Origin of the sequence: Chryseobacterium glaciei, from assembly GCF_001648155.1 — a bacterium.
Taxonomy (GTDB): domain Bacteria; phylum Bacteroidota; class Bacteroidia; order Flavobacteriales; family Weeksellaceae; genus Chryseobacterium; species Chryseobacterium glaciei.
The window spans coordinates 4,028,107-4,052,945 of sequence record NZ_CP015199.1 but is presented as its reverse complement, the minus strand read 5'-3'; the positions used below and the strand labels follow the sequence as shown (position 1 = coordinate 4,052,945).

Below are 24,839 nucleotides of genomic sequence, written 5' to 3'. Positions count from 1 at the left end.
TTTGATAAGCAGGCTGTTTTTATATCTTTGCCGAAAATTAATAACTGATGCGAAAAATTTTATTTCTTTTCACACTCTTTAGCTGTGTGCTTTTATTTTCCCAGAACAAATCTTTAAAAAATAATGAATATTTTTTCTACGAAAATAAAGGACAGATCGTTGATCAGGGCGGAAAAGAAAATGCCGATGTAAAGTACCTTTTCCACTCTGCCGGATTGAATGTACAACTGCGTTCTAATGGGTTTTCTTATGATGTTTACGAGACTAAAAAGACAGCAAATCCAAATTTTAATAAAAACAGAGAAAATCTTGCGTTTAACAAAACAGATTTTAATATTGAAGAATATACTTATGAAAATCTTTTTCACAGAGTTGATATTGAACTTATTAATTCAAATAAAAACTCAAAAATTATAGCAAACGGAAAATCTTCTGATTATGATAACTATTATAATATTCCTAACAAACCTAAAGGAGTTACTAATGTTCATCGTTATCAAAAAATTTCATACAAAGACATTTATCCGAACATTGATTTAATATTTTTTAAACCTAATGATACTTTAAAACCGATTGAATATAATTTCGTAATCAATCCGGGTGGTAAAGTTTCAGATATTAGAATGAAATTTAATGGTGCTCTTACTTCAATAAAAGACGGTAAGCTTGCCATGAAAGTTCGTTTTGGAGAAATTCATGAAAATATTCCTAATAGCTGGATAGAAGGGTTAAAAAGAGAAAATATTAATGTTTCATTTAAAGATCTTGGGGATCAGACTTTTGGGTTTAATTCGCCAGTTGATGCTTCAAATAAAACTATTGTAATTGATCCTGTTCCTACAAGAGTTTGGGGAAGTTATGTAGGTGGAACAGGTGAAGATTATGGAAGGATTAAAACTGATAGTCAAAACACTGTTTATGTTCATGGATCAACCAGCAGCTATACTAATTTTGCAACTTCCGGTACTTATCAACAGAATTTAGCCGGAGGTACTGATGCTTTTCTTATGAAAGTAACCAAAAACGGGCAAAAACTTTGGGGAACTTACTACGGTTTCGGAATGACTGATTATTTTATGGATGTTGACTTTGATGAAAATTTCAATATTTACGCAGGAGGAATTGTACAAAGAGCAACGTATAACGAAAATATTGTTTTAGTAAAATTTAATGCTAATGGAAGCTTGGTTTTTCAAAAAGAGTTTGTTTCAAGCAGACAAGATAAGCTTTATGCTGTTTCTTACAATCAAAACCAAATATATATTGCCGGAGATGCTTTGAGTTCGGATTTCCCTACTGTAAATGCAATGCAACCAACAAAATCTACACCCTCAGGATATACTGACGGGATTTTAGCTTCTATAAATACAACAACAGGAAATATAGATTGGGCAACATATTTTGGAAGAAGCGACGGCTCAACTTCCATTTTTCAAATCATGTCTTCGGTTGATAATCTCGAAATAATCGGAGCAACTCAATCATCAAATATCCCTATGGTAAATGCTTTTCAGCCTGTAAAAGGTGGAGGATCAGACGGAATTTATGTAAAGCTTTCAAAATCCGGTAACAATATTTTAAGATCAAGTTATTTCGGAAATGCCGGATATGAATTTGTATTAAAAGGCAGAATCGTAAATGATATTCTGATTCTTCCGGGAAGATATTCAACAACAGCTTATCCTTCGGGACAACCTGGAATATGGAGGGTAAATTTAGCCACAAATAGCATTTCAAAGAGTTATTTTACTTTTAGTGGTGAACCTCAATTATTAGCATATCCAGACACATTAGGAAATGTTTTCTTTACGGGACTTTATTTACAAAATTTTGGACAAGCAGATATTTCAACTCCCGGAGCTTATATGGGGGTTCCCCCAATGTATGGTTCTACCTTTTTAATTAAATACAATCAAAATGATGTAAAAGAATGGGGAACTTATTATACCGGAAATGGCGCAACACAACAAGGTGAAGTTACAAAAGATAGTGAAGGTTCTATTTATCTAACAGGAATGTCCAGCGGAAACTCCTCCGGTATTGCAACTCCTGGAACTTTTCAACAATCAGCAGGAGGAGGAAATGATATGTTCATTGCTAAATTTCAGGATTGTACATCATCCGGAATGGTAACCTCCAACTCTCCTGTCTGCAACAATTCAACACTTCAATTCAACGCTACAGGTGGAACAACCTACAATTGGTCGGGTCCCAACGGATTTACATCAAATCTTCAAAACCCTACAATTCCAAATGCTACAGTTGCAAATGCCGGAATTTATACTTGTCAAATTTCAGGATCCGGAGCTTGCGACGGAAGCTTTACAGTAAATGTTGTAGTTGGTGACAACATTGCGCCAGTTCCAAATATTGCAACTCTTGCAGATATTACAGGAGATTGTCACACTTTAGTCTCAAATTTCCCGACTGCAAATGATAATTGTGCGGGAACAATTACTGCAACCACTACAGATCCTCTTTCTTATACAATTCCAGGAACTTATGTTATTCACTGGACTTATAATGATGGAAACGGAAATACTGCAACGCAAAACCAAAATGTGATTGTAACTTCTCCTGCACTTCCGACAAGTAATTTAGCTCAAATATTTTGTGCTACCAATCAACCCAAAATTTCAGACATCCAAATTACAGGTCAAAATATTAAATGGTATGATGGAGCTAATACAATTTTACCTTTAACTACTCCACTTGTAAACGGACAGACTTATTACGCTTCACAAACTATAAACGGTTGTGAAAGTAACAAAATTGCTATTCAGGTTACGGTAAATAATACTCCAAAACCGACAGGAAATGCTGTTCAGGATTTTTGTGCTTCGGCAAATCCTACTTTAGCAAATTTGGTGGTAAGCGGAACTTCTTTAGTATTCTACAATATTGCCGGAAGTATTTTACCCATAACAACTTCACTTGTTCATGGGCAAACTTATTTTGTTACTCAGACCTTAAATGGATGTGAATCTGAAAAATTAGCTATTGCAGTTACACTTTCAACCAATAATGTTCCTGCACATGATTTTACGGATACATTATGTAATTCAACAACAGCAAATACGATGACCGTAAATCTTCATTCTTATGAAGGCGACATCATTACTAATCCCAATAACTATATTTTCACTTACACAGATAATACTGGAAATATTATTACCAATCCATCTGGTTATGTTTTAAATATCGGCACAACAATTATTCATGTGAAAGTTGCTACAGCAGACGGTTGCTTTATTATTATAAGATTAAATATAACTCTTAATCCTAAACCTCAAATTAAACTTCCAGAAAGTATTGAATTCTGTAACGGTAAAACAGTAACACTAGATGCTGGAAGCGGTTTTGCATCTTATTTATGGAATACCGGTGCAACGACTCAAACAATAACAGTTTCAACTCCGGGAATTTATTCTGTAAAAGTGACGAACAATTTTGGATGTGAAGACATAGATACGATTGAGGTAAAATATTCTATTCTTGCTGAAATTGTTTCTGTAAACATCAATAACAGCACCGCAACGGTTATTCTTTCTGCAACCGGAAATTATGAATATTCGTTGGATAATTTTATCTGGCAGGATTCCAATGTATTTAATAATCTTACTATTGGAGAATATAAAGTATATGTAAGAACCAAGGGCGGATGTATTATTGGTGAAAAGAATTTTTCGATTTTTAATATTCCGAATGCGATTACTCCAAACGGAGACGGAAGAAACGATAAATGGAAGATTGTTGGACTAGAAAATTACCCTGGAACTGAAATCAATCTTTACGATCGAAGAGGTCTTCCTGTTTTCAAAGAAATCATCTCTAAAAAACCTCTTGAATGGGACGGAAAATTAAACGGAACTCCATTACCTACAGGAAATTATTGGTATACCATAAAAGTTTCTGACGGAAGAGTTTACACAGGTTGGTTACTCATTAAAAACAGAGATTAAACATAACAAAAGGAGCAGAATTTTCTGCTCCTTTTGTTTTACAACTATCTTTTTATATTTTTGTAGCAATTAATAAATATGCAAAAATTTCTTTCATTACTATTTGTAATAATATCATCACCTTTCCTATTTTCTCAAATCGATATGACCCTTCTTAACGGAGAATGGATTATTTATAAAAAAGAAATGAAAGATGGAAGTAAATATTTTTCTCAAGAAATTGTAAAAAACCCATCTGAAATATTTGTTTTCGATAAAAACTCTTTTTTTTCTAAAGAATATTCAAATAGGAAAAATTCCATATTTCCGATTAAATTCAAAGTTGATAATAATAAAATTATAATTAATGAAAATAGATATAAATTAATTGAAAAATTATCTGAAAACGAACTAGTATTTATCGATTTCTTTTCTGAAAAAAGTGACAATACCAATATAAGATACTACTTAAAAAAATATGATGCTTTACAGAAATTAGATAAAGCAAACAATATAAATAAGGACACTCTTTCAACAACTATCGCATTAACACCAATACCTAATATTGACATTTTTAAAAATACTCCAGTAAATACTTATGATCCAGTATTTAAAGCTAAAGGCTATTTATTATTTGATATTCAAAATAAGGATATAAAAGTCAATTTTACACATACTGAAAAACTTTCCCCTCAGAATAGAGAAAAGGTTATTTCTTCCTTTAATACTTCTTATAATCATTGGGATTTAAGTGATGTTAAAAATTATAAATTTATTAAAATGCCCTTTATAGTAATTGGCCATCAATACAATATTTCAAATAATACTTTTAATCACATAATAGCAGCATACAATACCCAAAAATATGATGATATTAGAACACCTTTAAATAGTAATGATATTGAAAATTCACAACATTTTTTCAAACTTGGGTTAAACTGTTTTGAACACAAAAACTATACTTGTGCAATTGAAAATTTTAAAAAATCTGCTGAAGAAAATAAATATAACCTCGATGCTCACTACAACTATGCATCCATATATTTTGCCTTAGGAAAAAAAGAAGAAGCTTGTACAAAATGGTCGGAGTTCGTTCAATATGGACAAATAGCAGCCGAACAAGAATATAATTCTAAATGTAAAAAATAAATAAAAAAGGAGCAGAAAATTCTGCTCCTTTTTATTTTATACTAATTTGATCTTATCATCTAAAATCTCAACGATCTTATCTTTATATAATCCGCCAAGGGCTTTTTTAAAGTTCTTTTTACTCATTTGAAGCGCATCCTGAATCTCTTCCGGAGTAGATTTATCAGAAAGATAAAGTAATCCGTAATTGTCATTTAATTTATCCAAAATCTTTTGTTTGAACTCGTCAATGTTTTCAAAACCTTCCGGCTGTAGAGAAACATCAATTTTCCCGTCTTCACGGATTGCTTTGATGTAACCTTTTTCCTCAGATAGTGGATATAATTTTTTGAAAACGTCGGAAGTGTAAATAAGTCCAATATATTGTTTGTTAATCACAACATTCCAGCCCAATTCACTTTCATTCATTAAAATCAGATCCACTTTATCTCCTTTTTGGAAAGGCAGATCTTCATACTGAGGATTTCTTTTGAATGTTGTAGTTCCTGTGATCAAATCTAGCCTTTCATCAACATACAGATAAACCAGATATCTTTTTCCTTCAAGAATTTTAGACTTCTGTTGTTTGTAAGGAATGAAAAGATCTTTAATGATTCCCCAATCCATAAACGCACCACTTGGAAGACTCTGTACACAGCCCATCACTGCAAACTCTCCTACTTCTGCTAATGGAGTTTCCGTAGTTGCTTTTAATTTATTATCATCCTGATATACGAAAACTTCAATTTCTTCATCGATTTCTTTTTCTTCATGAACAAAAATTTTAGGTAAAAAAGCTTTTTCACCAGATTCGTCCGTTAATATTAATCCAGAACTTGTTTTTTCTGAAATTTTTAAAGTTTGAGTTTTCCCTAATTGCATTAATGATAAAATTAAGCGACAAAGGTACGGAAAATAATTGCTAGTTTTTGGGTGAGTGTGTTTGAGAGTTTTAGGGTTGAAGCTTCAAAAAAACTATCATTATAATTAAAATAGTCTCATTTTTTAATAATGATTGAAAATATCCTGCTAACCAAAAAAGAGAAGTAAATTAACTTCTCTTCATTTTTATTTTATGATTTTGCTATAAACTCCCTCAGCTCACGCTTACTGCTTTCGTAGTCAAATGCATCGCTTACCAGAAAATATTTATTCTTATCTACACATTTACTGTACATAGATTTTGCAAGCATAAGTTTATTTTTATCAAAACTTATTGACTTCACCAGATCTCTGATTTGTTCAGAAGTAAATTGTGAACTACGCATCTGTTGGTTGACCAAGGCAATTTTCCCATCATCAAATCGCTCTCTTTGAAACATTGCAAAAAACTGTCGGAAGGTATTATCCATCACATTTCCTGAATTATTCCAATTTCCTGATTGATTATTTCCGTACAGATCATTCCAAACATCATTCCAGTCATTGAAGCCGTAAGACTGACTTTGAACCGGATATGAATCTAACAAATACAACCCATTATTAGTGAAGAAATCAAGCACTAATCTGTTATTATTTCGAAGCTGTAAAGTTGTTCGGTAAATTAAAAATCCATTATCATAAATCGAAATTGGAACTCTACCCGACTGTAAATCGAAAAAACGATACTTTCCGGAATTGTTTGAAATCGTCTGATCACCAAGTTCAACCGTAAAATATCCCATTTCAGGAATTCTTAGAAAAACTTCTGAATACCCATAATTTTGATTCCATTGATAATTCGGATTTCTTCCTTTGTTATTGTTATTTTGATTATTCGGATTTCTAAAACCTGAATTATTTGAGTTATTATTTCTATTATCGAAACCTCTAGTCTTTGTTGACTGCATTTCTGTCGTGGAAGCTTCATTTCTTAAAAGTTCCCCTGCCTTTCCTGCTTCCTGTGCAAATGAATAAATTCCTGCAAAAAGCATCAAACCAATAAAAATATTTTTCATAACTAAATTTATTAGGTCAATTTCCATTTTTATGCCAAAAAAAAGAGAAACCAAAAATGATTTCTCTTTTATATTTAAATGATTAAAAATTAATCAATTATAATTACATATGAATAGGTCTCTTACCTGTCGCATCCAATGCAGCTTCCTTGATAGCCTCTGCATACGTCGGGTGAGCGTGAGAACTTCTTGCGATATCTTCTGCACTTGCACGGAATTCCATTGCAATTACCCCTTCAGCGATCAAGTCGGCAGCTCTAGCTCCTACGATGTGCATTCCTAAAACTTCGTCAGTTTTTTCGTCTGCAAGGATTTTAACCAAACCATCAACATCACCACTTGCACGGCTTCTTCCTAAAGCTCTCATTGGGAAAGATCCAACTTTGTAAGCTACACCTTCTTCCTTCAACTGCTCTTCAGTTTTACCAACTCCGGCAACTTCAGGCCAAGTGTAAACAACACCAGGAATTAAGTTATAGTTAACGTGAGGTTTTTGTCCAGCCAATGTTTCAGCAACAAAAACTCCTTCTTCTTCAGCTTTGTGAGCCAACATTGCCCCTTTGATAACGTCCCCGATCGCATAGATGTTTGCAACGTTAGTCTGTAAGTTGTCGTTAGTTTTCACTCTTCCTCTTTCGTCAAGCTCAACACCTGCTTTTTCAAGTCCAAGACCGTCTGTGAAAGGTTTTCTACCTACAGAAACTAGACAGTAATCTCCTTCAACAGTTACTTCTTCTCCTTTTTTATCTTTAGCTGTGATTTTTACAGTATCTCCATTTCTTTCCACTGCAGAAACAGCCGTAGAAAGCATAAATTTCATTCCTTGTTTCTTAAGAACTTTCGTTAATTCTTTACTTAAAGCTCCGTCCATTGTAGGAATGATCTTGTCCATAAACTCAACAACAGTTACCTGAGCACCTAATCTTAGGTAAACAGAACCTAATTCTAGACCGATAACTCCACCACCAATTACTACTAAATGCTTAGGAATTTCCTTAAGATTTAAAGCTTCTGTAGAAGTAATTACTCTTTCTTTATCTAACGTGATGAAAGGTAAAGAAGTTGGTTTAGAACCTGTTGCAATGATTGTATATTTAAAATCGATCGTTTCCGTAGAACCGTCGTTTTTCGTTACTTTGATCTGAGTAGCAGATTCGAAACTTCCAACACCTTCAAAAACAGTGATTTTGTTTTTGTTCATTAGATAGCTGATTCCGTCTGTATTTTGCTTGATAACTTCGTTTTTACGCTCGATCATTCTTGCAATGTCTGCCTGAGGCTCATTGATAATGATTCCGTGACCTGCGAAATTATGTTTTGCATTTTCGAAATGTTCAGAGCTGTCTAGAAGCGCTTTTGACGGAATACATCCCACGTTAAGACAAGTTCCGCCTAAAGTTGGGTATTTTTCAATAATTGCTGTTGTGAAACCTAATTGTGCAGCACGAATTGCAGCAACATAACCACCAGGACCAGAACCGATTACGGTAACATCGAATTGACTCATGTTATTTTATGAATTTGTTTATTATTAAATTTCTTTATTCTTACAAATTTACTGATTAATTACCACGTGAGAAAGTGAGATTTGTCAAATTTATATATTGAATTTAAGGTTTGAAAAAATATATAAAAAAGTTATTATCTATTTGCCCTTATCCATATAATTACTGCAAGAACAATTACAGCAATTCCAAATCTAGGTCCCGCTAAAGTCATTAATACTATCCCTGAAAAAAAGACAATAGTACCCACTATATATAGTATGATGCTAATAATAGTACGATACTTATTTTTTTGTTTTAATACTTTCTGTTTTTCAGCATGTATTTCCTTCATTACTTCATCTACATCCTGTTTATTATAACCTTCCTGAAGTATTAATCGATAAATATATTTTTCATTATAATTTTCAGTGACGTATTTTTTATACTTACTGTGTATTTCTTTTTTTAATTCGTCATTCATGGTTTTTTTTAAAATTTCAATTATTTTAATTGATTTTTAATAGTGTTTTTAGTTTAAAACAGAATTTACACATCGACGTTAACCTTCCCTTCTCCAAATGTTCCGGTATTTTCAAAATAGGAACCTCCATAAACATACCATTCAAGATGTTCAAGATGTTCCACGGCATTTTCAGGAGTTATTTGTGAACGGTCTTTTTTAGTAACAATTCCTTTATACCATCTTCCGGATTTAGAATGATGCTCAAATTCAACAAAATAATGAATCCAAATTCTCTGACAAAGCTTGCATTGTTGAATCGTTACTTCGGCATTTCTTCCGTTAGTACGGTCTATTCCTAATTCTGAACTTCTGTATTCAGTATAATCGGAGGTAGGTTTTTCGCAAGCACATCCAATTTTGGGGATTTTTTTCATGTATGAAATATTGACTTTTTAGATAAAATTTTGGAGAGCAAATGTAAGGAAATATAAAAGCTCATAAAATAGGTTACAATGATTATTTCTTCATTAAATCAAGCAAAACCTTTTCATATTTATCTAAAATAATATCCTTTGAAAACCTTGATCTGATTGAATTTTTAATAGAATCTTTATCATAACTTCCATGCAGAATGCTCATTACTTTTTGAGAAAAATCTTCGTGATTTTCAATATCAGAAACTTCTCCGTTCACTCTAGATTGGATGATTTCATTAATTCCACCTGGGCAATTATTCGCCAAAGAATACGTTCCGCAAGCTCCAGCTTCCAATAAAACATTCGGAAAACCTTCATATCTTGATGAAAGAATAAAAAGATCTGCAAATTTCAAAAACTGATAAGGATTTTCCTGTCTTCCATGAAAGTAAACTTTCTTTAATCCTAAAAAATCTTTCATTTGATGTAAAATTTCCCTGTCTTTTCCGTCTCCTAAAATATGAAGTAAAATATTTTCATTTTTAAGCCTTGAAAAAACTTTCAACAAGTTATCGAAACCTTTTCTGGAAGATAAATTTCCAATAGCTACTACGTTTTTGTAATTGTATTTAAAACTTTCAGGCTTTACGGCTGTTAATAGTTTTTGATCAATAAATTCGAAATCAACAGGATTATTTATTTTAATAATTTTCTTCGATTTAATATTGAAATTACTCGTTAAATCTTTCATCATATCATCACTTTGCGCAATGATTCTCTGATAGTTATTGTAAAAATTATAGAAAAACTTGATCTCCTTTCTCGTTACATGCTGAGTGACAACATTGGTTTCTCTCGCAATGAATTTTGTTCTCGGAAAAAGCTTGATAAACAATGCCAAATATGCGTTCACTTCTCCAAATCCGGAAAACACAATATCCGGTTTTCTTCTATAAATTTCAGCAAGAATAGGCTTTAAAGAATGTCTGATTCTTTCTGTATTAATATCAATAATTTCAACATCTTTTTTAACAAGATCAAGATATCCGCCTTTCTTGCGTAAAAGCAAAATCTTAGGTTCAAACCGATCTCTGGAAAGATGATTCGCTATCGTGGTAACAATTCTTTCTGCGCCTCCGGTTTCAAGATCCGGCAGAATAAACATAACAGAAATTTTTTTCGTCATAGTAAAAACCTTACCCACAAAGGGATAAGGCTGTATTTTTTAATTAGCAACGTCACTGATAAACTTGATTCTCAACATTCTCACTTCTTCATCAGAAAGTTCATCTCCAAATTCGTCTAACAAGACTTTCATACTGTCGCTTTCAGATTCGGTCATGAATTCCATGAAACCGTCTACAATATCTTCATCAAAATTATCTTCGATATAATAATCGATATTTAACTTTGTACCTTGATATACAATACGTTCCATTTCTTTCAACAGATCATCTATTGATAGGTTTTTGGCTCTTGCAATATCTTCAAGGTCAATTTTTTTATCCGTACTCTGAATGATGAAAACTTTATGGCTGGATTTGTTCGCAACCTGCTTCAACACCATATCCTGAGTACGTTCTATGTTATTGTCTTCAACGTAAGTCTTTATAAAATCTGCAAATTCTTTCCCGTATTTTTTGGCTTTTCCTTCTCCAACTCCGTAGATTTTGGCGATTTCGTCCAATGTGATCGGATATTGAACCGTCATATCTTCCAAACTCGGATCCATGAACACCGTATAAGGTGGAATTCCGTGCTTTTTTGCGACTTTTTTTCTAAGATCTTTTAATTGTTCAAATAATTTTTGGTCTAAACTTCCATTCGCCTGCATTTGAACCTGATCACTTTCTGCTTTTGTCTGAGAAAGATCAAATTCTCGGTCTTCAGCAATTAAGAATGAATGTTCAAGCTGTCCTTTTAAAACCAATTGTCCTTTTTCAGAAATTTTTAAAACACCATAAGTCTCAATATCTTTTTGAAGAAAATTCTGAACCGTAGCTTGTCTTAAAATCGTTTTCCAATAATTATCTTTATCTTCTTTTCCAAAACCGAAATAAGAAGTTTGTTCTAATTTATACGATTTTGTAACGGCACTTTCCTTTCCGACAATCACAGAAATCAAATCTTTAGATTTGAATTTCTCTCCATTTATGTTGATTAGTTCCAACACTTTTTTCAGATCATCCGTTGCATCTTTCAGTTTTGGAGGATTGGATGCATTATCGCACATTTTGGCTCCTTCACCTGTTATAGGATCAAAAATTTCACCAAAATAATACAGAATATACTGTCTTCTGCTCATTGAAGTTTCAGCGTAACCAACGACTTCATTTAAAAGCTGTAATCCGATTTCTCTTTCGGAAACAGGCTTCTGAGCTAAGAATTTTTCTAATTTCTCAATATCTTTAGGATCGTAAAACGACAGGCAATAGCCTTCGCCACCATCCCGACCTGCGCGTCCCGTTTCCTGATAATAACTTTCCAGTGATTTCGGGAAATCGTAGTGAATTACAAATCGTACGTCAGGTTTATCGATTCCCATTCCGAATGCGATCGTAGCTACAATCACATCGGCATCTTCCATCAAAAATTTATCCTGATTGGTAACTCGTACCTTTTGATCAAGTCCGGCATGATAAGGAAGTGCATTAATTCCGTTCACCTGTAAAAGTTGAGCAAATTCTTCAACCTTTCTTCGGCTTAAACAATAAACAATTCCTGATTTTCCTTTTCTCTGATTGATAAATTTAACGATCTCTCTATCTACATTCACCTTTGGACGAACTTCATAATACAAATTCGCACGGTTAAAACTTTCTTTAAAGACTAAAGCATTGGTCATTCCCAACGTTTTCTGGATATCATCCTGAACTTTTGGAGTTGCCGTTGCCGTTAATGCAATCACCGGAACATCGGCAATTTTATCGATAATAGATTTTAAGTTTCTGTATTCCGGTCTGAAATCGTGTCCCCACTCTGAAATACAGTGCGCCTCATCTATGGCAACGAAAGAAATATTGACATCTTTAAAGAAATCAACATAATCTTCTTTGATCAAAGATTCCGGAGCTACATATAACAGTTTAGTTCTACCACTTGTAATATCGTCAAAAACCTGTTTGGTCTGCGTTTTGTTTAATGATGAATTTAAAACGTGCGCAACTCCGCTTTCAGATGAAAGGCCATTTACAGCATCCACCTGATTCTTCATTAATGCTATCAAAGGCGAAACCACAATTGCGGTTCCTTCAGAAATAAGAGCTGGAAGCTGGTAGCATAAAGACTTCCCCCCTCCTGTGGGCATCAAAACAAATATATCCTTTCCGTTTAGTAGATTTTCAATGATCTCCTCTTGTTGACCTTTGAAGGTAGAAAACCCGAAATATTTTTTCAATTCGCCCGATAAATTGGCTTTTTTTGCGCTCATCTAATTTTGTATTGCTAAATTTGCATCTATCCCAAAGTTATAAAATTTTTGCTGAAAATAAAAGCGAACGAATTTATAAAAATAAAATTTATATTAAATATTCTTTTTAAAGTATAAATTTATATCAGGAGATTTTTGTATACAAAATTGTAAAAGTAAAAATGGAAAGACCTAATATTATTTCAATCGCAAAAAGCACTTTAGAAATAGAAATTTCAGAACTTGAAAAATTAAAGAACAGAATAGGCGATGATTTTGCAAAAGCAGTAGAAATTATACACTCCGCCAAAGGAAAATTGATCGTTGTAGGCATCGGAAAATCTGCCCATGTTGGAAATAAAATTGTTGCCACATTGAACTCTACAGGCACTCCGTCCCAGTTTCTTCATGCTTCAGAAGCCATTCATGGAGATTTGGGAGTGATCCAGAAACAGGATGTTGTTTTATGTATTTCTCATTCCGGGAACTCTCCTGAAATCGTAACTCTTGTGCCTTATTTAAAAGATTATTCTTCCGCTTTGATCGGAATGACGGGGAATAAAAAAAGTAAACTTGCTGAATTTTCAGAAATCATATTGGACACTCATGTTGACATGGAAGCTTGTCCGAACAAACTAGCTCCAACAAGTTCAACAACTTTACAAATGGCTTTAGGAGATGCTTTAGCTATCGCTTTGATGGAATTAAATGATTTTAAAGAAAATGATTTTGCTAAATTTCACCCTGGAGGAAGCTTAGGAAAGAATTTAATTTCAAAAGTTGATGATTTTCTATCTTCTCAAAAACCTCAGGTTACGGAAGATTCTACGGTGAGGGATGTTATCATTTCTATCAGCGCATCAAGACACGGAATTACCGTTGTAACGAATGAAGATAAGATCATTGGAGTTGTTACTGACGGAGATTTAAGACGAATGTTGATGAAAGGCGAAGATGTTTCTGTAGTTTTAGCTAAAGATATCATGTCTGCCAACCCAAAAACAATCGAAAAAGAAGCCTTGGCAAAAGAAGCAATGAAAATTTTAAAAGAAAATAATATCGGACAGCTTATCGTAACAGAAAACGGAAAGTATTTTGGAATTATCGATCTGCATAAGTTGTTGGATGAGGGGATTAACTAAGATTGGAGTTTGAAGATGGAGGCTGGAAGTTTTAATACCGTTTAAAACTAAATTTTACCCGTAGAATATTAAACTTCAACCCTTGAATTTTAAACATCTATCTTCCCGCTTTACTGAAACTTTTTTCATAAATTTGGAACTTTAAAAAATTATTCTGTGAGTGAAGGTAAAGAAATGTCCTTTCTTGGGCATATTGGAGAATTAAGAGGTCATCTTGTACGCTCAATGATTGCGATCATAATTGCCGCTTTCGCTGTTGGTTTTAACATCAACTGGATCATGGATCATATCTTTTTTGGACCAACCAGAAACGATTTCCCTACATTTAAAATAGTTAATCACTTTTCCAGAATGATTTTGGGAGAAGACAGTATCCACCTTCCGAAAGAGTTCCCTGTGCGTGTGCAAAGGCTTTATCAGCAGTTTAATGTAATGATGTCTGTTTCTATTTTTGGAGGAATTGTAGGTGCATTTCCTTATATTGTTTGGGAATTGTGGCGTTTTATCGGTCCTGCTTTGCATCCAAGGGAGAGAAAAAATTCAATCTTTATCATCAATGCGATTTGGATTCTCTTCATGACAGGCGTTTTATGTGGATATTTTTTAATTCTTCCTTTTGCTATTAATTTTGGGGTGATCTTCAAAATTTCAGATATTATTGTTCCGCTTTACGACCTGAGCGATTACACAACCTTATTTTTACAGGTTATTTTGGGGATGGGTGTTATTTTTCTTTTCCCAATCCTTATTTATTTCCTTACGACTATTGGAATTTTGACACCAAAATTCATGAGAACATACCGTCGTCATGCAATTGTCTTAATTATGGTTGTTGCCGCAATTATTACTCCTGCAGACGTTTTAAGTATGATCATGGCTGCGTTACCGCTACTTTTATTGTATGAATTCAGTATCATTATGTGTGCTTATACTCATAAAAAAGTTCAGAAACGTGAAGGAAATCTTCCGGCAGTTCAGAAGTAATTAAGGAAAGACTTTTAACTTCAATAAAAATTAAATCAAGAAAGGGATCAAAGTTTTTAAATAAAGCTTTGATCCCTTTCTTTTAAATAACAAAAAGAGCATGATCAAAGAATTAAGCCGAATTGAAGATTTTGTTTTTAAAACTTTACAATTAAATCTATCAAATATTGAAACAGATTTAGAATGTGAAGAATATTTTGGTCATAATTTTTCACTTAATACTTTTAAAATTAAGTTCCGAAAAGCTAAAATTACGCCAACCAAAAACGGACAATTTGTAACTTTGTGGAGAAGAAATTCTGACGGAAAAACAGAGCCTTTCAACGCTTCCGATGATTTTGATTTTTATTTGATCGCCACAGAAAAAGATACCCAATTCGGATTTTTTATCTTCCCTAAAAAAGTATTAAGCGAAAAACAAATTCTGACTAACGATCAAAAAGAGGGCAAACGAGGTTTTCGGGTGTACACCAATTGGGATGAACCTGAAAGTAAGCAGGCTGAAAAAACTAAGAACTGGCAAACGAAATATTTTATTGACATCTCGGATAATAGCGATATCGATTTTAATAAATTCAAAAATATTATTGAAGAAATTCTTTAATTAGAATTATAAAGTAAAAAATTCTCTTTGTCATCCCGCAGGAATCTCAACTCTCATAAGCTGAAAGTTTTTTAACGCAAAGATTTATTTTAATTCTGTAAATTTTAAGGGAGCAAAGAATTGAATCAGTATAATTGATTCTTAAGAAGCGTCCTTCATCAGCGACTTTGTCGCATCTCTTTGTTCCTTAAAAGCAATATGTTTTTTTATATTAAAACTTTGCTTTTAAATAATAATAAATTCTTCACTGTATTTTCCTTCATGCAAAATGACAATCATTTTTTATGTATTTAACTAATCTTCACAGAGGTTTATAATTTATTTTTTCTTAGTTGGTTTTAAATTTTCTATTTTTGGGTAGATTAATTTAATTTCAAATGAAAAAGCTTTCATATACACTTTTATTCGCGTCAGGACTTGTTTTCGGACAATTCTTCGAAAGGCCTGAAAACTTCACCAAACAAGATACTTTAAAAGGTTCTAATACAAAATTCAGAAACTTTTGGGATGTGAAAAAATATGAGCTTTCCGTTGAACCGAATTTCGAACAGAAAAGTATCAAAGGAATCAACAAAATTAGTTTTGAAATTATAAAAGATGTTGCTAATCCTACTTTTCAAATTGACCTTCAACAGCCTATGAAAGCGGATAAAGTAGAAGGAAATTTCCCTATCTCAGAATATAAACAAGACGGAGATTTTATCTTTATTTCAACTAAAAAAAGCTTCAAAAAAGGAGAAAAATACACCATTGATGTGACCTATTCCGGAAATCCTGTGATTGCTAAAAATGCACCTTGGGACGGAGGCTGGGTTTTCACAAAAGATGAGAAAGGAAATCCGTGGATGAGTGTTGCCGATGAAGGAATCGGGGCTTCAATATGGCTTCCTACAAAGGACATCTGGAGCGATGAACCTGATAATGGAATGGTAATGAAAATCATCACGCCTAAAGATTTAGTCGGAGTTGGAAACGGAAGATTAATCGACAAAAAAACAGAAGGAGACAAAACAACCTACACTTGGCAGGTTAAAAACCCGATCAACGCCTACTCTATCATCCCGAATATTGGAAAATATGTCAATTTTAAAGACACTTACAAAGGCGAAAAAGGAACGCTGGATTTAGATTATTGGGTACTAGATTATAATTTAGATAAAGCAAAAAAACAATTCCAGCAGGTAAAACCCATGCTTTCTGCTTTTGAATATTGGTTTGGAGCGTATCCTTTCTATGAAGATTCTTACAAATTGGTAGATTCGCCTTATTTGGGTATGGAACATCAGAGTAATGTTGCGTACGGAAACGGGTATGAAAACGGATACCGTGGAAGAGACTTTTTTGGAACAGGAGTTGGCTTAAACTGGGATTATATCATCGTTCACGAAAGCGGACACGAGTGGTTTGCCAACAATATCACTGCAAAAGATCAGGCAGATATGTGGATTCACGAGAGCTTTACAACCTATTCTGAGACCCTTTTTACCGAAAAATACATGGATAAAAAGTCCGCAGATATTTATGCTCAAGGATATAGAAGTAAAATTGATAATGACGTTCCGATTATCGGGAAATATGGTGTAAGAAATGAAGGAAGCGGCGATATGTATCCAAAAGGTGCAAGTATGATTCATACGATTCGTCAGATTATTAATAATGATGAAAAATTCAGGCAGATATTGAGAGGTTTGAGTAAAGAATTCTATCATCAAACCGTCACAACGGAACAGGTTGAAAACTATATTTCATCAAAATCAGGTATTGATTTTTCGAGCGTTTTTAATCAATATTTAAGAACTATAAAAATTCCGACGTTGGAATATTCTCAAAAAGGAGAAGAGTTGAAATTCCGTTACACGAATGTGATCAAAAATCTTAAACTTCCGATCATCATTGATGGAGAACAAACCATTAATCCAACGGAAAACTGGCAGACAGTAAAGTTGAAAAAAGGAACTCCGGTTGAGTTTAACAAGAATTATTATATCAATTACAAGAAAGTACAGTAAATATGAAAAGCAAAATCGTGAAATATCGGTTTTGCTTTTTTATTTATTTGAACCATTAAGAATATGTAAGGAGTTAAGTTTAATTAAGAAAATCAAATAGATTTTTAAGTGTAAGACAACGTCAAACTTAATATTCTTAACCTCTTAATAAAAAACTTAATGGTTAAAATAATATTCATTTTCACATTTTAATAATTTTAATCTGAAAATTTAAGAAAAGTTTAATACATCAGTTCGTAACAAAATGGATTTTACGACAACTATTTAATTATAATTTAAACTCAATGAAAAAAATAGCACTAAGTTTAAGCGTTTTAGCTACCGTTTTAGTAAACGCTCAGTCTATTAAAACCAACATCGACCTTGTGAATGTAAAGGACGATAAAGTTGCCGTTACGATGGAATTCCCGAAAATGAAATCAGGCGACATTAAGTTCCATTTTCCGAAAACCGTTCCCGGAACCTATTCTGTGGATGATTACGGAAGATTTATAGAAGGGATCAAATTTTTAGACAATAAAGGAAAAGAATTAACTTTTACGAAAGTTAACGATAATACCTATTCTCTTAAAAATGCTCAGAACTTAACTAAGGTTACTTATTTGGTGAATGACAGTTTTGATGATGAAATGGACACTTCAAAACATAAAGCTGTATTTTCTCCATCAGGAACTAATATCGAACAAGGAAAGGTATATATGATCAATACGCATGGATTCATCGGATATATCGACAATATGCAGGATGTACCTTATCAATTGGTAGTTCAAAAACCAACTGATTTTTACGGAACGACAGCTTTGGTTGACCAAGATAAATCTGAATCTACAGACACTTATGTTCTAGCGAATTATGCAAAAGTGACCGATTCTCCGTTAATGTATACAAAACCTGATTACATCACCTTCAACGCGGGAGGAATGGATCTTGTTTTGGGAGTTTACTCACCAACAGGAAAATATAAGGCGGCAGATTTTAAGGAGAATTTAGAAAAAATGGTTGTTGCTCAAAAGAAATTTTTGGGTGATATGAATACCAATAAAAAATATGCGATCTTGCTTTATCTTTCAGGAACGGAAGGCCCACAAATCAAAGGTTTCGGGGCTCTAGAACACCACGAATCTACAAGTGTTGTATTGCCTGAAATGATGCCGAAAGATGCGATCGATAAAGCCATCACAGACGTTGTTTCTCACGAATTTTTCCACACGGTAAATCCATTGAAGACACATTCTGAGGAAATTCACAACTTCGATTATGCTGATCCTAAAATGTCTCAACACCTTTGGATGTATGAAGGCGGAACGGAATATTTTGCTAATTTATTCCAGATTCAGGAAGGATTAATTGATAAAAATGAGTTCTTAAAGAGAATCAACGAAAAAATTACCAATTCTAAGAACTATGATGACACCATGCCGTTTACGGTGATGAGTAAAAATGTTCTTCTGGATCAATACAAAGATCAGTACCGAAATGTGTACGAAAAAGGAACGCTGTTAACGATGTGTCTTGATATTGAATTGAGAAAACTATCCAACGGTGAAATGGGCTACCGCGATATGATCAGAAAATTATCTCAGAGATTTGGTGAAAACAAACCTTTCAAAGATGATAAACTGATCGATGAATTGGTAACTGTAACAGGTTATCCTCAAATAAAGGATTTTTACAATAAATATATTGCAGGAAGTCAGCCAACGCCTTATGCAGAATATTTGAGTCAGGTAGGTGTGGAAATTGGTAAGCAGGAAACTCCGCCAATCTTTTGGTTAATTAAGGATCCAAACCAAACAGGATACAACGAGAAAAATAACACGTTTGTTTTTGATGAAAACTCAGCGTTATCTCCTTTTTCAAAAAGTATAGGATTTAAAATCACAGATGAAGTGGCTGCATTAGACGGTAAAACTATCGATATTAAAAATGTACAGGCCTTTATCAATTATTCTAAAACCATAAAAGAAGGACAAAACGTAACAGTGACTGTTCTTAGAAAAAATGGTGATAAAATGGATAAAATCGACCTTAAAGGAAAAGCAATTCTTGATAAACTGACGATGGAAACGCTTCAATACAAAGCTAACCCTACTCCGGCAGAAAAGAAATTGCAGGATCAGTGGTTGACTGGGAAGAAATAATTAAGAACTATTTATAATAATGAAGCGGGGAAATTTTTCCTCGCTTTTTTTGTTTTTAAACACGAATAACACAAATATCTCTCACTAAAAGCACAAATTTTTGATAGTGTATTTGTGAAAAATATTTGTGTTATTCGTGTTTAATAAAAATATTTTTTAAGCTTTTTTAATTGTAATTCTAAAAGTCGTTCCTTTTCCAAGTTCGGTTTGCGAGATTTTAATATCTCCATGATGATACTCCTTAATTACCCTTTTTGCCAACGACAATCCTAATCCCCAACCTCTTTTCTTTGTTGAATACCCAGGGTTAAAGGCATTTCTCGCCTGTTGTTTGGTCATTCCACTTCCAGTGTCTTGAACTTCTATTAAAATATTTTTATTTCGTTCAAAAACTGACATTGAAATCGAGCCTTCGCCTTTCATCGCATCAACAGCATTTTTAACTAAATTTTCGATCACCCAGCTCATCAGAATTTTGTTGTGGGGAACCGAAATGTCATAATTGGGAAGATGCAGTCCAAAATTTATTTTCCTTGAAATTCTGGTCTTCAAATAATCATAATTCGTTTGAATCGTAGTATTAAAATCCGTGTCATTCAATTCCGGAATAGATCCAATTTTTGAAAATCTTTCAGAAATAGTTCTTAATCTTTCGATATCTCTTTCAATCTCGCGAATACCTTCAGATTCCGGATCATCCAACTTCATAATTTCCATCCAGCCGATCATTGATGATAATGGAGTTCCGATCTGGTGTGCCGTTTCCTTTGCCAGACCTGCCCAAAGATAGCCTTCATCCGTTTTCTTTATTGTTCTGAAAAACCAAAACGAAAACAAGAAATAACATAAAATAAAAAATCCTAATATAAATGGAGAATAGCGTAAATTATTCAACAAAGGAGAATTATCATAAAAAACAATCTGCTTATCTCCTTTTACAATTTCAATTTCGATAGGAGTATAACTTTTTGACATTTTTTTAGCTAAAGTCACTATTTTTTTAGGGTCATTCCCTATGTCTTCCGGCAAGTTTTTATGTTCCATAATTCGATCTTGCTTATCTAAAAGAATAACAGGAATCGTGCTATTTGAACCATAAATTTGAAGAAGTAATGCCTGAATTTCTAAATTAGGATTAGTAACTTCCTGTTGAAGTTTTAAGGCACTCACCAAAATATCAACCCTTTTGATCTCTTCTTTACGTAAAAAATTAATCAAAATCGTAGATGCAATAACAACTGTGAGCACCACAATGGTCATTAATGTAAAAATAATCCAGTTATTTAATCTGGCAAATATGGATTTTCTCAAGATAATTTATTTTTTTGAATATCCTTTTTTAATTATAATGCTTTTTAAACGCAAAGAGCGCAAAGATCTTTTGACTACTAACTTTTTTTAAGGTTCGCAAAGGCGTTCTACTCAGCTAAGTTCACAAAGATTCTTTAATTATGTCAAATTACGGATAATTATATTTATTTTAAAACATTCAGAATTTTCTGTAACTCTGCACTTCCGCTCCCCTGATAATTGTTGATAATAATAGAGAACACATATTTTTTTCCATCCTTGGCGGTATGATATCCAGCGAAAGATTTTGTATCACTCATGGTTCCGCTTTTCATTTTCATGCCGTTATCCTGCGTTGGAAAACCGTCATAATAAGCCTCAAACCAAGCTTGTTTTTTTGCATACAACAAAGCCTGAACTTCCGCTTTGGCTGAAACATAGTTCTGTGGTGAAAGTCCGCTTCCATCCGCAAAATTGATCATATTGGCATTAATTCCTTTTGATTTCCAGAATTCTTTAAGATAAGCCACTCCACTTTTGAAACTTGGATCCCCTTTTTTCTCCTTTCCTAAGGTTTTAATGAAAGTTTCACCATACATATTGATACTTTTTCTTAAAAACCAATAAACGATCTTGTCTAAAGTTGGAGATTCATAATTAAGAATTGTATTTGCTTTTGGAGCTTGTAGAGCCTGTTTTCCTTCCAATTCGAGCTGGGAATTCGTAACAACTTTTCCTGAAAGTTCAATTCCTGATTCTTTCAACCAATCTTTGACTTCAACACCTAATTGCAGTGGCGGATTTGGCACTGATCCTGAAACCGTTACCGCTTTTCCTGCAGGTAAGGTTCCGTTAATCAAAGCAACATTAGAATGTGGTGCTGTGAAAATTAAACTTTGATCTGAATTTCCTCCTGTTTTTAAATCATTCAACCATTTTACGCCTTCCAAAGGATAGGAAAAATTCTTAAAATCTGTTCCGTTAATATTAATATCAAACTGATTTTCTCGCCAATTCACACCCCAAACTCCAGCTCCATAATAGTTTCCAAGATCATCCCAAGGCCAACCTCCGGGAATTGTCTGATGGTCAAAATAAGAATCATCAATAATTAAATCTCCCGAAATCTTTATAATTCCGGATTTTTTTACGGCTTCAATAAATTTCTTTTTAAAATTTTCCGGTTTGTAGGCATCGTAACGCCAACTTCCCAAGGTAGGATCTCCATTTGATGAAATGAAAAGGTTTCCGTTCAAATTTCCTCCCGAAATAGTACCGGAATAGCTTGAAGTTGTTTTATATGTATAATTTTTGCCTAAAGTTTCCAAAGCTGCTCCTGCAGTGAATATTTTCTGTGTAGAAGCCGTTGAAAGTCCTTTATTTCCTTGGTATTCGTAAATGAAATTTCCGCTTTCATCAGAAACATAAAAAGATAAGTTGGAGGCAACAGCTCCCGAAGAATCCATTAAATCTTTGGTTACTTTATCCAATTTTTGGGCAATATTTTGAGCGAAAATAAGCTGAGTTGAAAGCGCAAGAACAGCAAACGTTTTTTTCATTGCATTTTGTTTTTATGATCCTGTAATCTTTATACATTACATTCAGATGCTTCGACTTCGCTCAGCATGACATTTCTAATACTAACTGTCATTTTATAACGTTGTTATGCTGAGCGAAGTTGAAGCATTTACTATTATTTAAATCAAATATAATTAAAATTACAATTCTGAACCAGATTCTATTTCGTACGGCTCTTTTCCTTTTTCAAAAATCCTTGTCAGTTCACTTCCTTCAACAGAAATTTTATCGCCAATTCTTCTGATCCAGTTTCCTTCTCGAAGTCCGACAACTTTAAGATCATTTTGCGTTAAAAATTCTTTGATTCTTGTTTCTCTGGTTTCTCCATTATGCTTCAAATCCGGATTTGGATCTAAATAATGTGGATTCAAATTAAAAGGAACCAATCCCATACATTCAAAACTTGGCGGATAAACGATCGGCATATCGTTCGTAGTTTTCATATTTTGTCCGCCAATATTACTTCCTGCACTACACCCTAAATACGCTTTTCCGCTTTCTACGTTTGATTTTAAAACTGACATCAAATTTTCTTCATGTAAAGTTTTAACCAATAAAAATGTATTTCCTCCGCCTGTAAAATATCCTTTAGCGTTGTTTAAAGCTTCACTTTTATCTTCAAATTCATGAAGACCTTTTACTTTAATATTAATTGTTTCGAAGAAAGAACGGGCTTTTGCGGTGTAATCGTCGTGGGAAATTCCGCCCGGCCTTGCAAAAGGAACGAAGATTATTTCATCAATACCTTTATATAATTGTATTAATTCTTCTCTTAGATATTCTAAATATTCACCACCAAAAATTGTGGAAGTTGAGGCTAATATGATGTTCATATAATAAAATTATATTGATTATTAAAAATAAAACTTGAATTACAAAGATAACTCAAACATCAATGAATCAAAAATTAAGCTAAAAAAATGCATTTATCCGTTAATATTTTCTAAAAAAACTTAAAGCTTCTAAAATTTAAGCCTTTGTGGAATTATTATTGAATTTTAAAAATAAGAATTTTAAAAATGTACGATTATGAAAATGACTAAAATTAATATCAAAACTGTGTTTTTAGGTTTAATCCTTGTAGGAAGTGCAAGTTTTGTAAATGCACAAACAACGCAAACGGATACTGCAAGCAGTACAACAACTACGGCTGCTACAGCTCAATCTGGCAATGCAACGATCGACGGACTTAAAAAACAAATCGAAACAAATCCGAAGGATACAGAATCATTAGCAAAATTGGCTACAGCATATCAGGAAGCATCAGACTGGACAAATGCAGTTGATACTTGGAAAAAGATATCTGCTTTGTTACCGGATTGGGCTCCATCATATTACAGTCAGGCATACGCTTATCAAGCTGCTAAAGATGATGCCAACGCAAAACTTTCTTACGAGAAATATATTGCAACGGTAAAACCGGAAGAAGTAGAACAAAATAAGAAAAATTTAGCTTACGCTTATTTCTATGTTGCCTTTGCAGAACAGCAATCTGATCCTGCCAAAGCAAAAGAACATATTGCAAAATCTATACAGTATGACCCTAGCAATCAGGACGCTGTAAAATTGAGTAAAGCTTTAAATTCATAAAATAAAGTAAAATCCGGGAAAAATTTCTCGGATTTTTTTATTGTTTTCAATTAATATTCTTACCAAAAAAGTCAGTTTCGCCGTGTAAATGTTTGATTATTTTTTCAATATTTCTTTGAATGCTGGCTTCTGTTTTTAAATTATTGATGTAGCGAATCAATTCTAATCTTCTTGAAGGAATTAAATTTTCAAAATTTTGTAAGGCAACAGGATTTTCTTTAATCGCTTTATCCAATTGAGGATGAATGGAAATCGTTCTGTCTGAATTATCAAATTCAATTGAAACTTCAATTGTTTCGCCTATTTTTTTGGGAGAATCTTTTAACATGGTTAAGTTGACGTATAACCGCCATTCTCCTAAATATTTCATTAAATTTTGCTTGAATTCTTTCCCATTTACAGTTCCTTTCACCGGAATTGGACTTTTATTTTTTTCCGAAGTTTCAAAAATTTCATTTAAAACTTTCTCAGGAATAAAAACAAAAGGATTGATGCCTATGATTTCTAGTTGGGCTGTGAAGTGGTTTTTCATTGATAACAAAGTTAGGAATTTTGCTGTTATTTTATTTCCCACAGATTTCACGGATTTGCACAGATGATTGTGTTTATTTGTGAAAAATAGTAGTGTGATTTGTGTTTAACAATGTTTTATAGTACTTACTTTTTTAACCACGTTTTCCAAAGAGGGGAATTTTTGGTATGTTATCAAAAACGTAATTC

General features: G+C 33.1%; 19 protein-coding genes. 8 read left to right on the top strand and 11 right to left on the bottom strand.

Going from position 1 to position 24,839, the window contains the following annotated elements:
* The first annotated feature begins 47 nt into the window (after positions 1-47).
* Together A0O34_RS18230 and A0O34_RS18225 are read left to right on the top strand one after the other, a co-directional pair.
* A complete protein-coding gene (locus A0O34_RS18230) occupies positions 48-3,962 on the top strand; it encodes a DUF7948 domain-containing protein (RefSeq protein WP_066757882.1) in 3,915 nt (1,304 codons plus the stop codon).
* A gap of 78 nt (positions 3,963-4,040) precedes the next feature.
* Positions 4,041-5,090, top strand: a complete 1,050-nt coding sequence (locus A0O34_RS18225; protein WP_157886061.1) for a tetratricopeptide repeat protein — start codon at positions 4,041-4,043, stop codon at positions 5,088-5,090.
* A 36-nt stretch (positions 5,091-5,126) separates the two neighbouring features.
* Here the strand turns inward: A0O34_RS18225 and A0O34_RS18220 are convergent, their stop codons facing one another.
* The 7 genes from A0O34_RS18220 to recQ all read right to left on the bottom strand — a co-directional run bounded on the left by A0O34_RS18220 (position 5,127) and on the right by recQ (position 12,802).
* Positions 5,127-5,951 (bottom strand): CvfB family protein, encoded by an 825-nt coding sequence (locus A0O34_RS18220; RefSeq protein WP_066757873.1) that lies wholly within the window; start codon positions 5,949-5,951, stop codon positions 5,127-5,129.
* Positions 5,952-6,142: 191 nt separating this feature from the next.
* Positions 6,143-7,006, bottom strand: coding sequence for a DUF4476 domain-containing protein (locus A0O34_RS18215; protein WP_066759820.1), 864 nt, complete (start codon positions 7,004-7,006; stop codon positions 6,143-6,145).
* A 103-nt stretch (positions 7,007-7,109) separates the two neighbouring features.
* A complete protein-coding gene (gene lpdA / locus A0O34_RS18210) occupies positions 7,110-8,513 on the bottom strand; it encodes a dihydrolipoyl dehydrogenase (protein WP_066757870.1) in 1,404 nt (467 codons plus the stop codon).
* 134 nt (positions 8,514-8,647) lie between these two features.
* Positions 8,648-8,974 carry a hypothetical protein gene (locus tag A0O34_RS18205; RefSeq protein WP_066757868.1) on the bottom strand — a complete coding sequence of 109 codons (327 nt, stop codon included), beginning with the start codon at positions 8,972-8,974 and terminating at the stop codon, positions 8,648-8,650.
* A 65-nt stretch (positions 8,975-9,039) separates the two neighbouring features.
* Positions 9,040-9,390, bottom strand: coding sequence for a hypothetical protein (locus A0O34_RS18200; RefSeq protein ID WP_066757864.1), 351 nt, complete (start codon positions 9,388-9,390; stop codon positions 9,040-9,042).
* Between the two features lie 82 nt (positions 9,391-9,472).
* A complete protein-coding gene (locus A0O34_RS18195) occupies positions 9,473-10,558 on the bottom strand; it encodes a glycosyltransferase (protein WP_066757860.1) in 1,086 nt (361 codons plus the stop codon).
* Positions 10,559-10,597: 39 nt separating this feature from the next.
* Positions 10,598-12,802: a DNA helicase RecQ gene (gene recQ / locus A0O34_RS18190; protein ID WP_066757856.1), complete on the bottom strand. Its 2,205-nt coding sequence runs from the start codon at positions 12,800-12,802 to the stop codon at positions 10,598-10,600.
* A 161-nt stretch (positions 12,803-12,963) separates the two neighbouring features.
* Here recQ and A0O34_RS18185 point away from each other — a divergent pair, with 161 nt between their 5' ends.
* The 5 genes from A0O34_RS18185 (at position 12,964) to A0O34_RS18165 (ending at position 19,661) form a co-directional block, all read left to right on the top strand.
* Positions 12,964-13,923, top strand: a complete 960-nt coding sequence (locus A0O34_RS18185) for a KpsF/GutQ family sugar-phosphate isomerase (protein ID WP_066757853.1) — start codon at positions 12,964-12,966, stop codon at positions 13,921-13,923.
* Positions 13,924-14,079: 156 nt separating this feature from the next.
* The gene (gene tatC, locus A0O34_RS18180; RefSeq protein WP_185097267.1) at positions 14,080-14,907 is read left to right on the top strand and encodes a twin-arginine translocase subunit TatC; all 828 of its coding nucleotides are present in this window, start codon (positions 14,080-14,082) and stop codon (positions 14,905-14,907) included.
* A gap of 100 nt (positions 14,908-15,007) precedes the next feature.
* Positions 15,008-15,511 carry a MepB family protein gene (locus A0O34_RS18175; protein WP_066757850.1) on the top strand — a complete coding sequence of 168 codons (504 nt, stop codon included), beginning with the start codon at positions 15,008-15,010 and terminating at the stop codon, positions 15,509-15,511.
* Positions 15,512-15,888: 377 nt separating this feature from the next.
* Complete coding sequence (locus A0O34_RS18170; RefSeq protein ID WP_066757847.1) at positions 15,889-17,520, top strand: M1 family metallopeptidase; 1,632 nt, start codon at positions 15,889-15,891, stop codon at positions 17,518-17,520.
* Positions 17,521-17,804: 284 nt separating this feature from the next.
* Complete coding sequence (locus A0O34_RS18165; RefSeq protein WP_066757846.1) at positions 17,805-19,661, top strand: M61 family metallopeptidase; 1,857 nt, start codon at positions 17,805-17,807, stop codon at positions 19,659-19,661.
* 156 nt (positions 19,662-19,817) lie between these two features.
* Here A0O34_RS18165 and A0O34_RS18160 read toward each other — a convergent pair whose 3' ends face one another.
* The 3 genes from A0O34_RS18160 to pepE all read right to left on the bottom strand — a co-directional run bounded on the left by A0O34_RS18160 (position 19,818) and on the right by pepE (position 23,362).
* Complete coding sequence (locus A0O34_RS18160) at positions 19,818-20,975, bottom strand: sensor histidine kinase (protein WP_228394387.1); 1,158 nt, start codon at positions 20,973-20,975, stop codon at positions 19,818-19,820.
* Between the two features lie 161 nt (positions 20,976-21,136).
* Entirely contained in the window at positions 21,137-22,510 is a 1,374-nt protein-coding gene (gene dacB, locus A0O34_RS18155; RefSeq protein ID WP_066757842.1) for a D-alanyl-D-alanine carboxypeptidase/D-alanyl-D-alanine endopeptidase, read from the bottom strand.
* A 159-nt stretch (positions 22,511-22,669) separates the two neighbouring features.
* A complete protein-coding gene (gene pepE / locus A0O34_RS18150; protein WP_066757837.1) occupies positions 22,670-23,362 on the bottom strand; it encodes a dipeptidase PepE in 693 nt (230 codons plus the stop codon).
* A 196-nt stretch (positions 23,363-23,558) separates the two neighbouring features.
* Between pepE and A0O34_RS18145 the strand changes: the two genes are divergently transcribed.
* Positions 23,559-24,119: a tetratricopeptide repeat protein gene (locus A0O34_RS18145; protein WP_066757835.1), complete on the top strand. Its 561-nt coding sequence runs from the start codon at positions 23,559-23,561 to the stop codon at positions 24,117-24,119.
* Between the two features lie 46 nt (positions 24,120-24,165).
* Here the strand turns inward: A0O34_RS18145 and A0O34_RS18140 are convergent, their stop codons facing one another.
* Complete coding sequence (locus A0O34_RS18140; protein ID WP_066759817.1) at positions 24,166-24,651, bottom strand: YdeI/OmpD-associated family protein; 486 nt, start codon at positions 24,649-24,651, stop codon at positions 24,166-24,168.
* Positions 24,652-24,839 lie beyond the last annotated feature (188 nt).

Coding starts and splice junctions, on each gene's coding strand:
- A0O34_RS18230 (WP_066757882.1), top strand. CDS start 48: ATGCGAAAAATTTTATTTCTTTTCACACTCTTTAGCTGTGTGCTTTTA.
- A0O34_RS18225 (WP_157886061.1), top strand. CDS start 4,041: ATGCAAAAATTTCTTTCATTACTATTTGTAATAATATCATCACCTTTC.
- A0O34_RS18220 (WP_066757873.1), bottom strand. CDS start 5,951: ATGCAATTAGGGAAAACTCAAACTTTAAAAATTTCAGAAAAAACAAGT.
- A0O34_RS18215 (WP_066759820.1), bottom strand. CDS start 7,006: ATGAAAAATATTTTTATTGGTTTGATGCTTTTTGCAGGAATTTATTCA.
- lpdA (WP_066757870.1), bottom strand. CDS start 8,513: ATGAGTCAATTCGATGTTACCGTAATCGGTTCTGGTCCTGGTGGTTAT.
- A0O34_RS18205 (WP_066757868.1), bottom strand. CDS start 8,974: ATGAATGACGAATTAAAAAAAGAAATACACAGTAAGTATAAAAAATAC.
- A0O34_RS18200 (WP_066757864.1), bottom strand. CDS start 9,390: ATGAAAAAAATCCCCAAAATTGGATGTGCTTGCGAAAAACCTACCTCC.
- A0O34_RS18195 (WP_066757860.1), bottom strand. CDS start 10,558: ATGACGAAAAAAATTTCTGTTATGTTTATTCTGCCGGATCTTGAAACC.
- recQ (WP_066757856.1), bottom strand. CDS start 12,802: ATGAGCGCAAAAAAAGCCAATTTATCGGGCGAATTGAAAAAATATTTC.
- A0O34_RS18185 (WP_066757853.1), top strand. CDS start 12,964: ATGGAAAGACCTAATATTATTTCAATCGCAAAAAGCACTTTAGAAATA.
- A0O34_RS18175 (WP_066757850.1), top strand. CDS start 15,008: ATGATCAAAGAATTAAGCCGAATTGAAGATTTTGTTTTTAAAACTTTA.
- A0O34_RS18170 (WP_066757847.1), top strand. CDS start 15,889: ATGAAAAAGCTTTCATATACACTTTTATTCGCGTCAGGACTTGTTTTC.
- A0O34_RS18165 (WP_066757846.1), top strand. CDS start 17,805: ATGAAAAAAATAGCACTAAGTTTAAGCGTTTTAGCTACCGTTTTAGTA.
- dacB (WP_066757842.1), bottom strand. CDS start 22,510: ATGAAAAAAACGTTTGCTGTTCTTGCGCTTTCAACTCAGCTTATTTTC.
- pepE (WP_066757837.1), bottom strand. CDS start 23,362: ATGAACATCATATTAGCCTCAACTTCCACAATTTTTGGTGGTGAATAT.
- A0O34_RS18145 (WP_066757835.1), top strand. CDS start 23,559: ATGAAAATGACTAAAATTAATATCAAAACTGTGTTTTTAGGTTTAATC.
- A0O34_RS18140 (WP_066759817.1), bottom strand. CDS start 24,651: ATGAAAAACCACTTCACAGCCCAACTAGAAATCATAGGCATCAATCCT.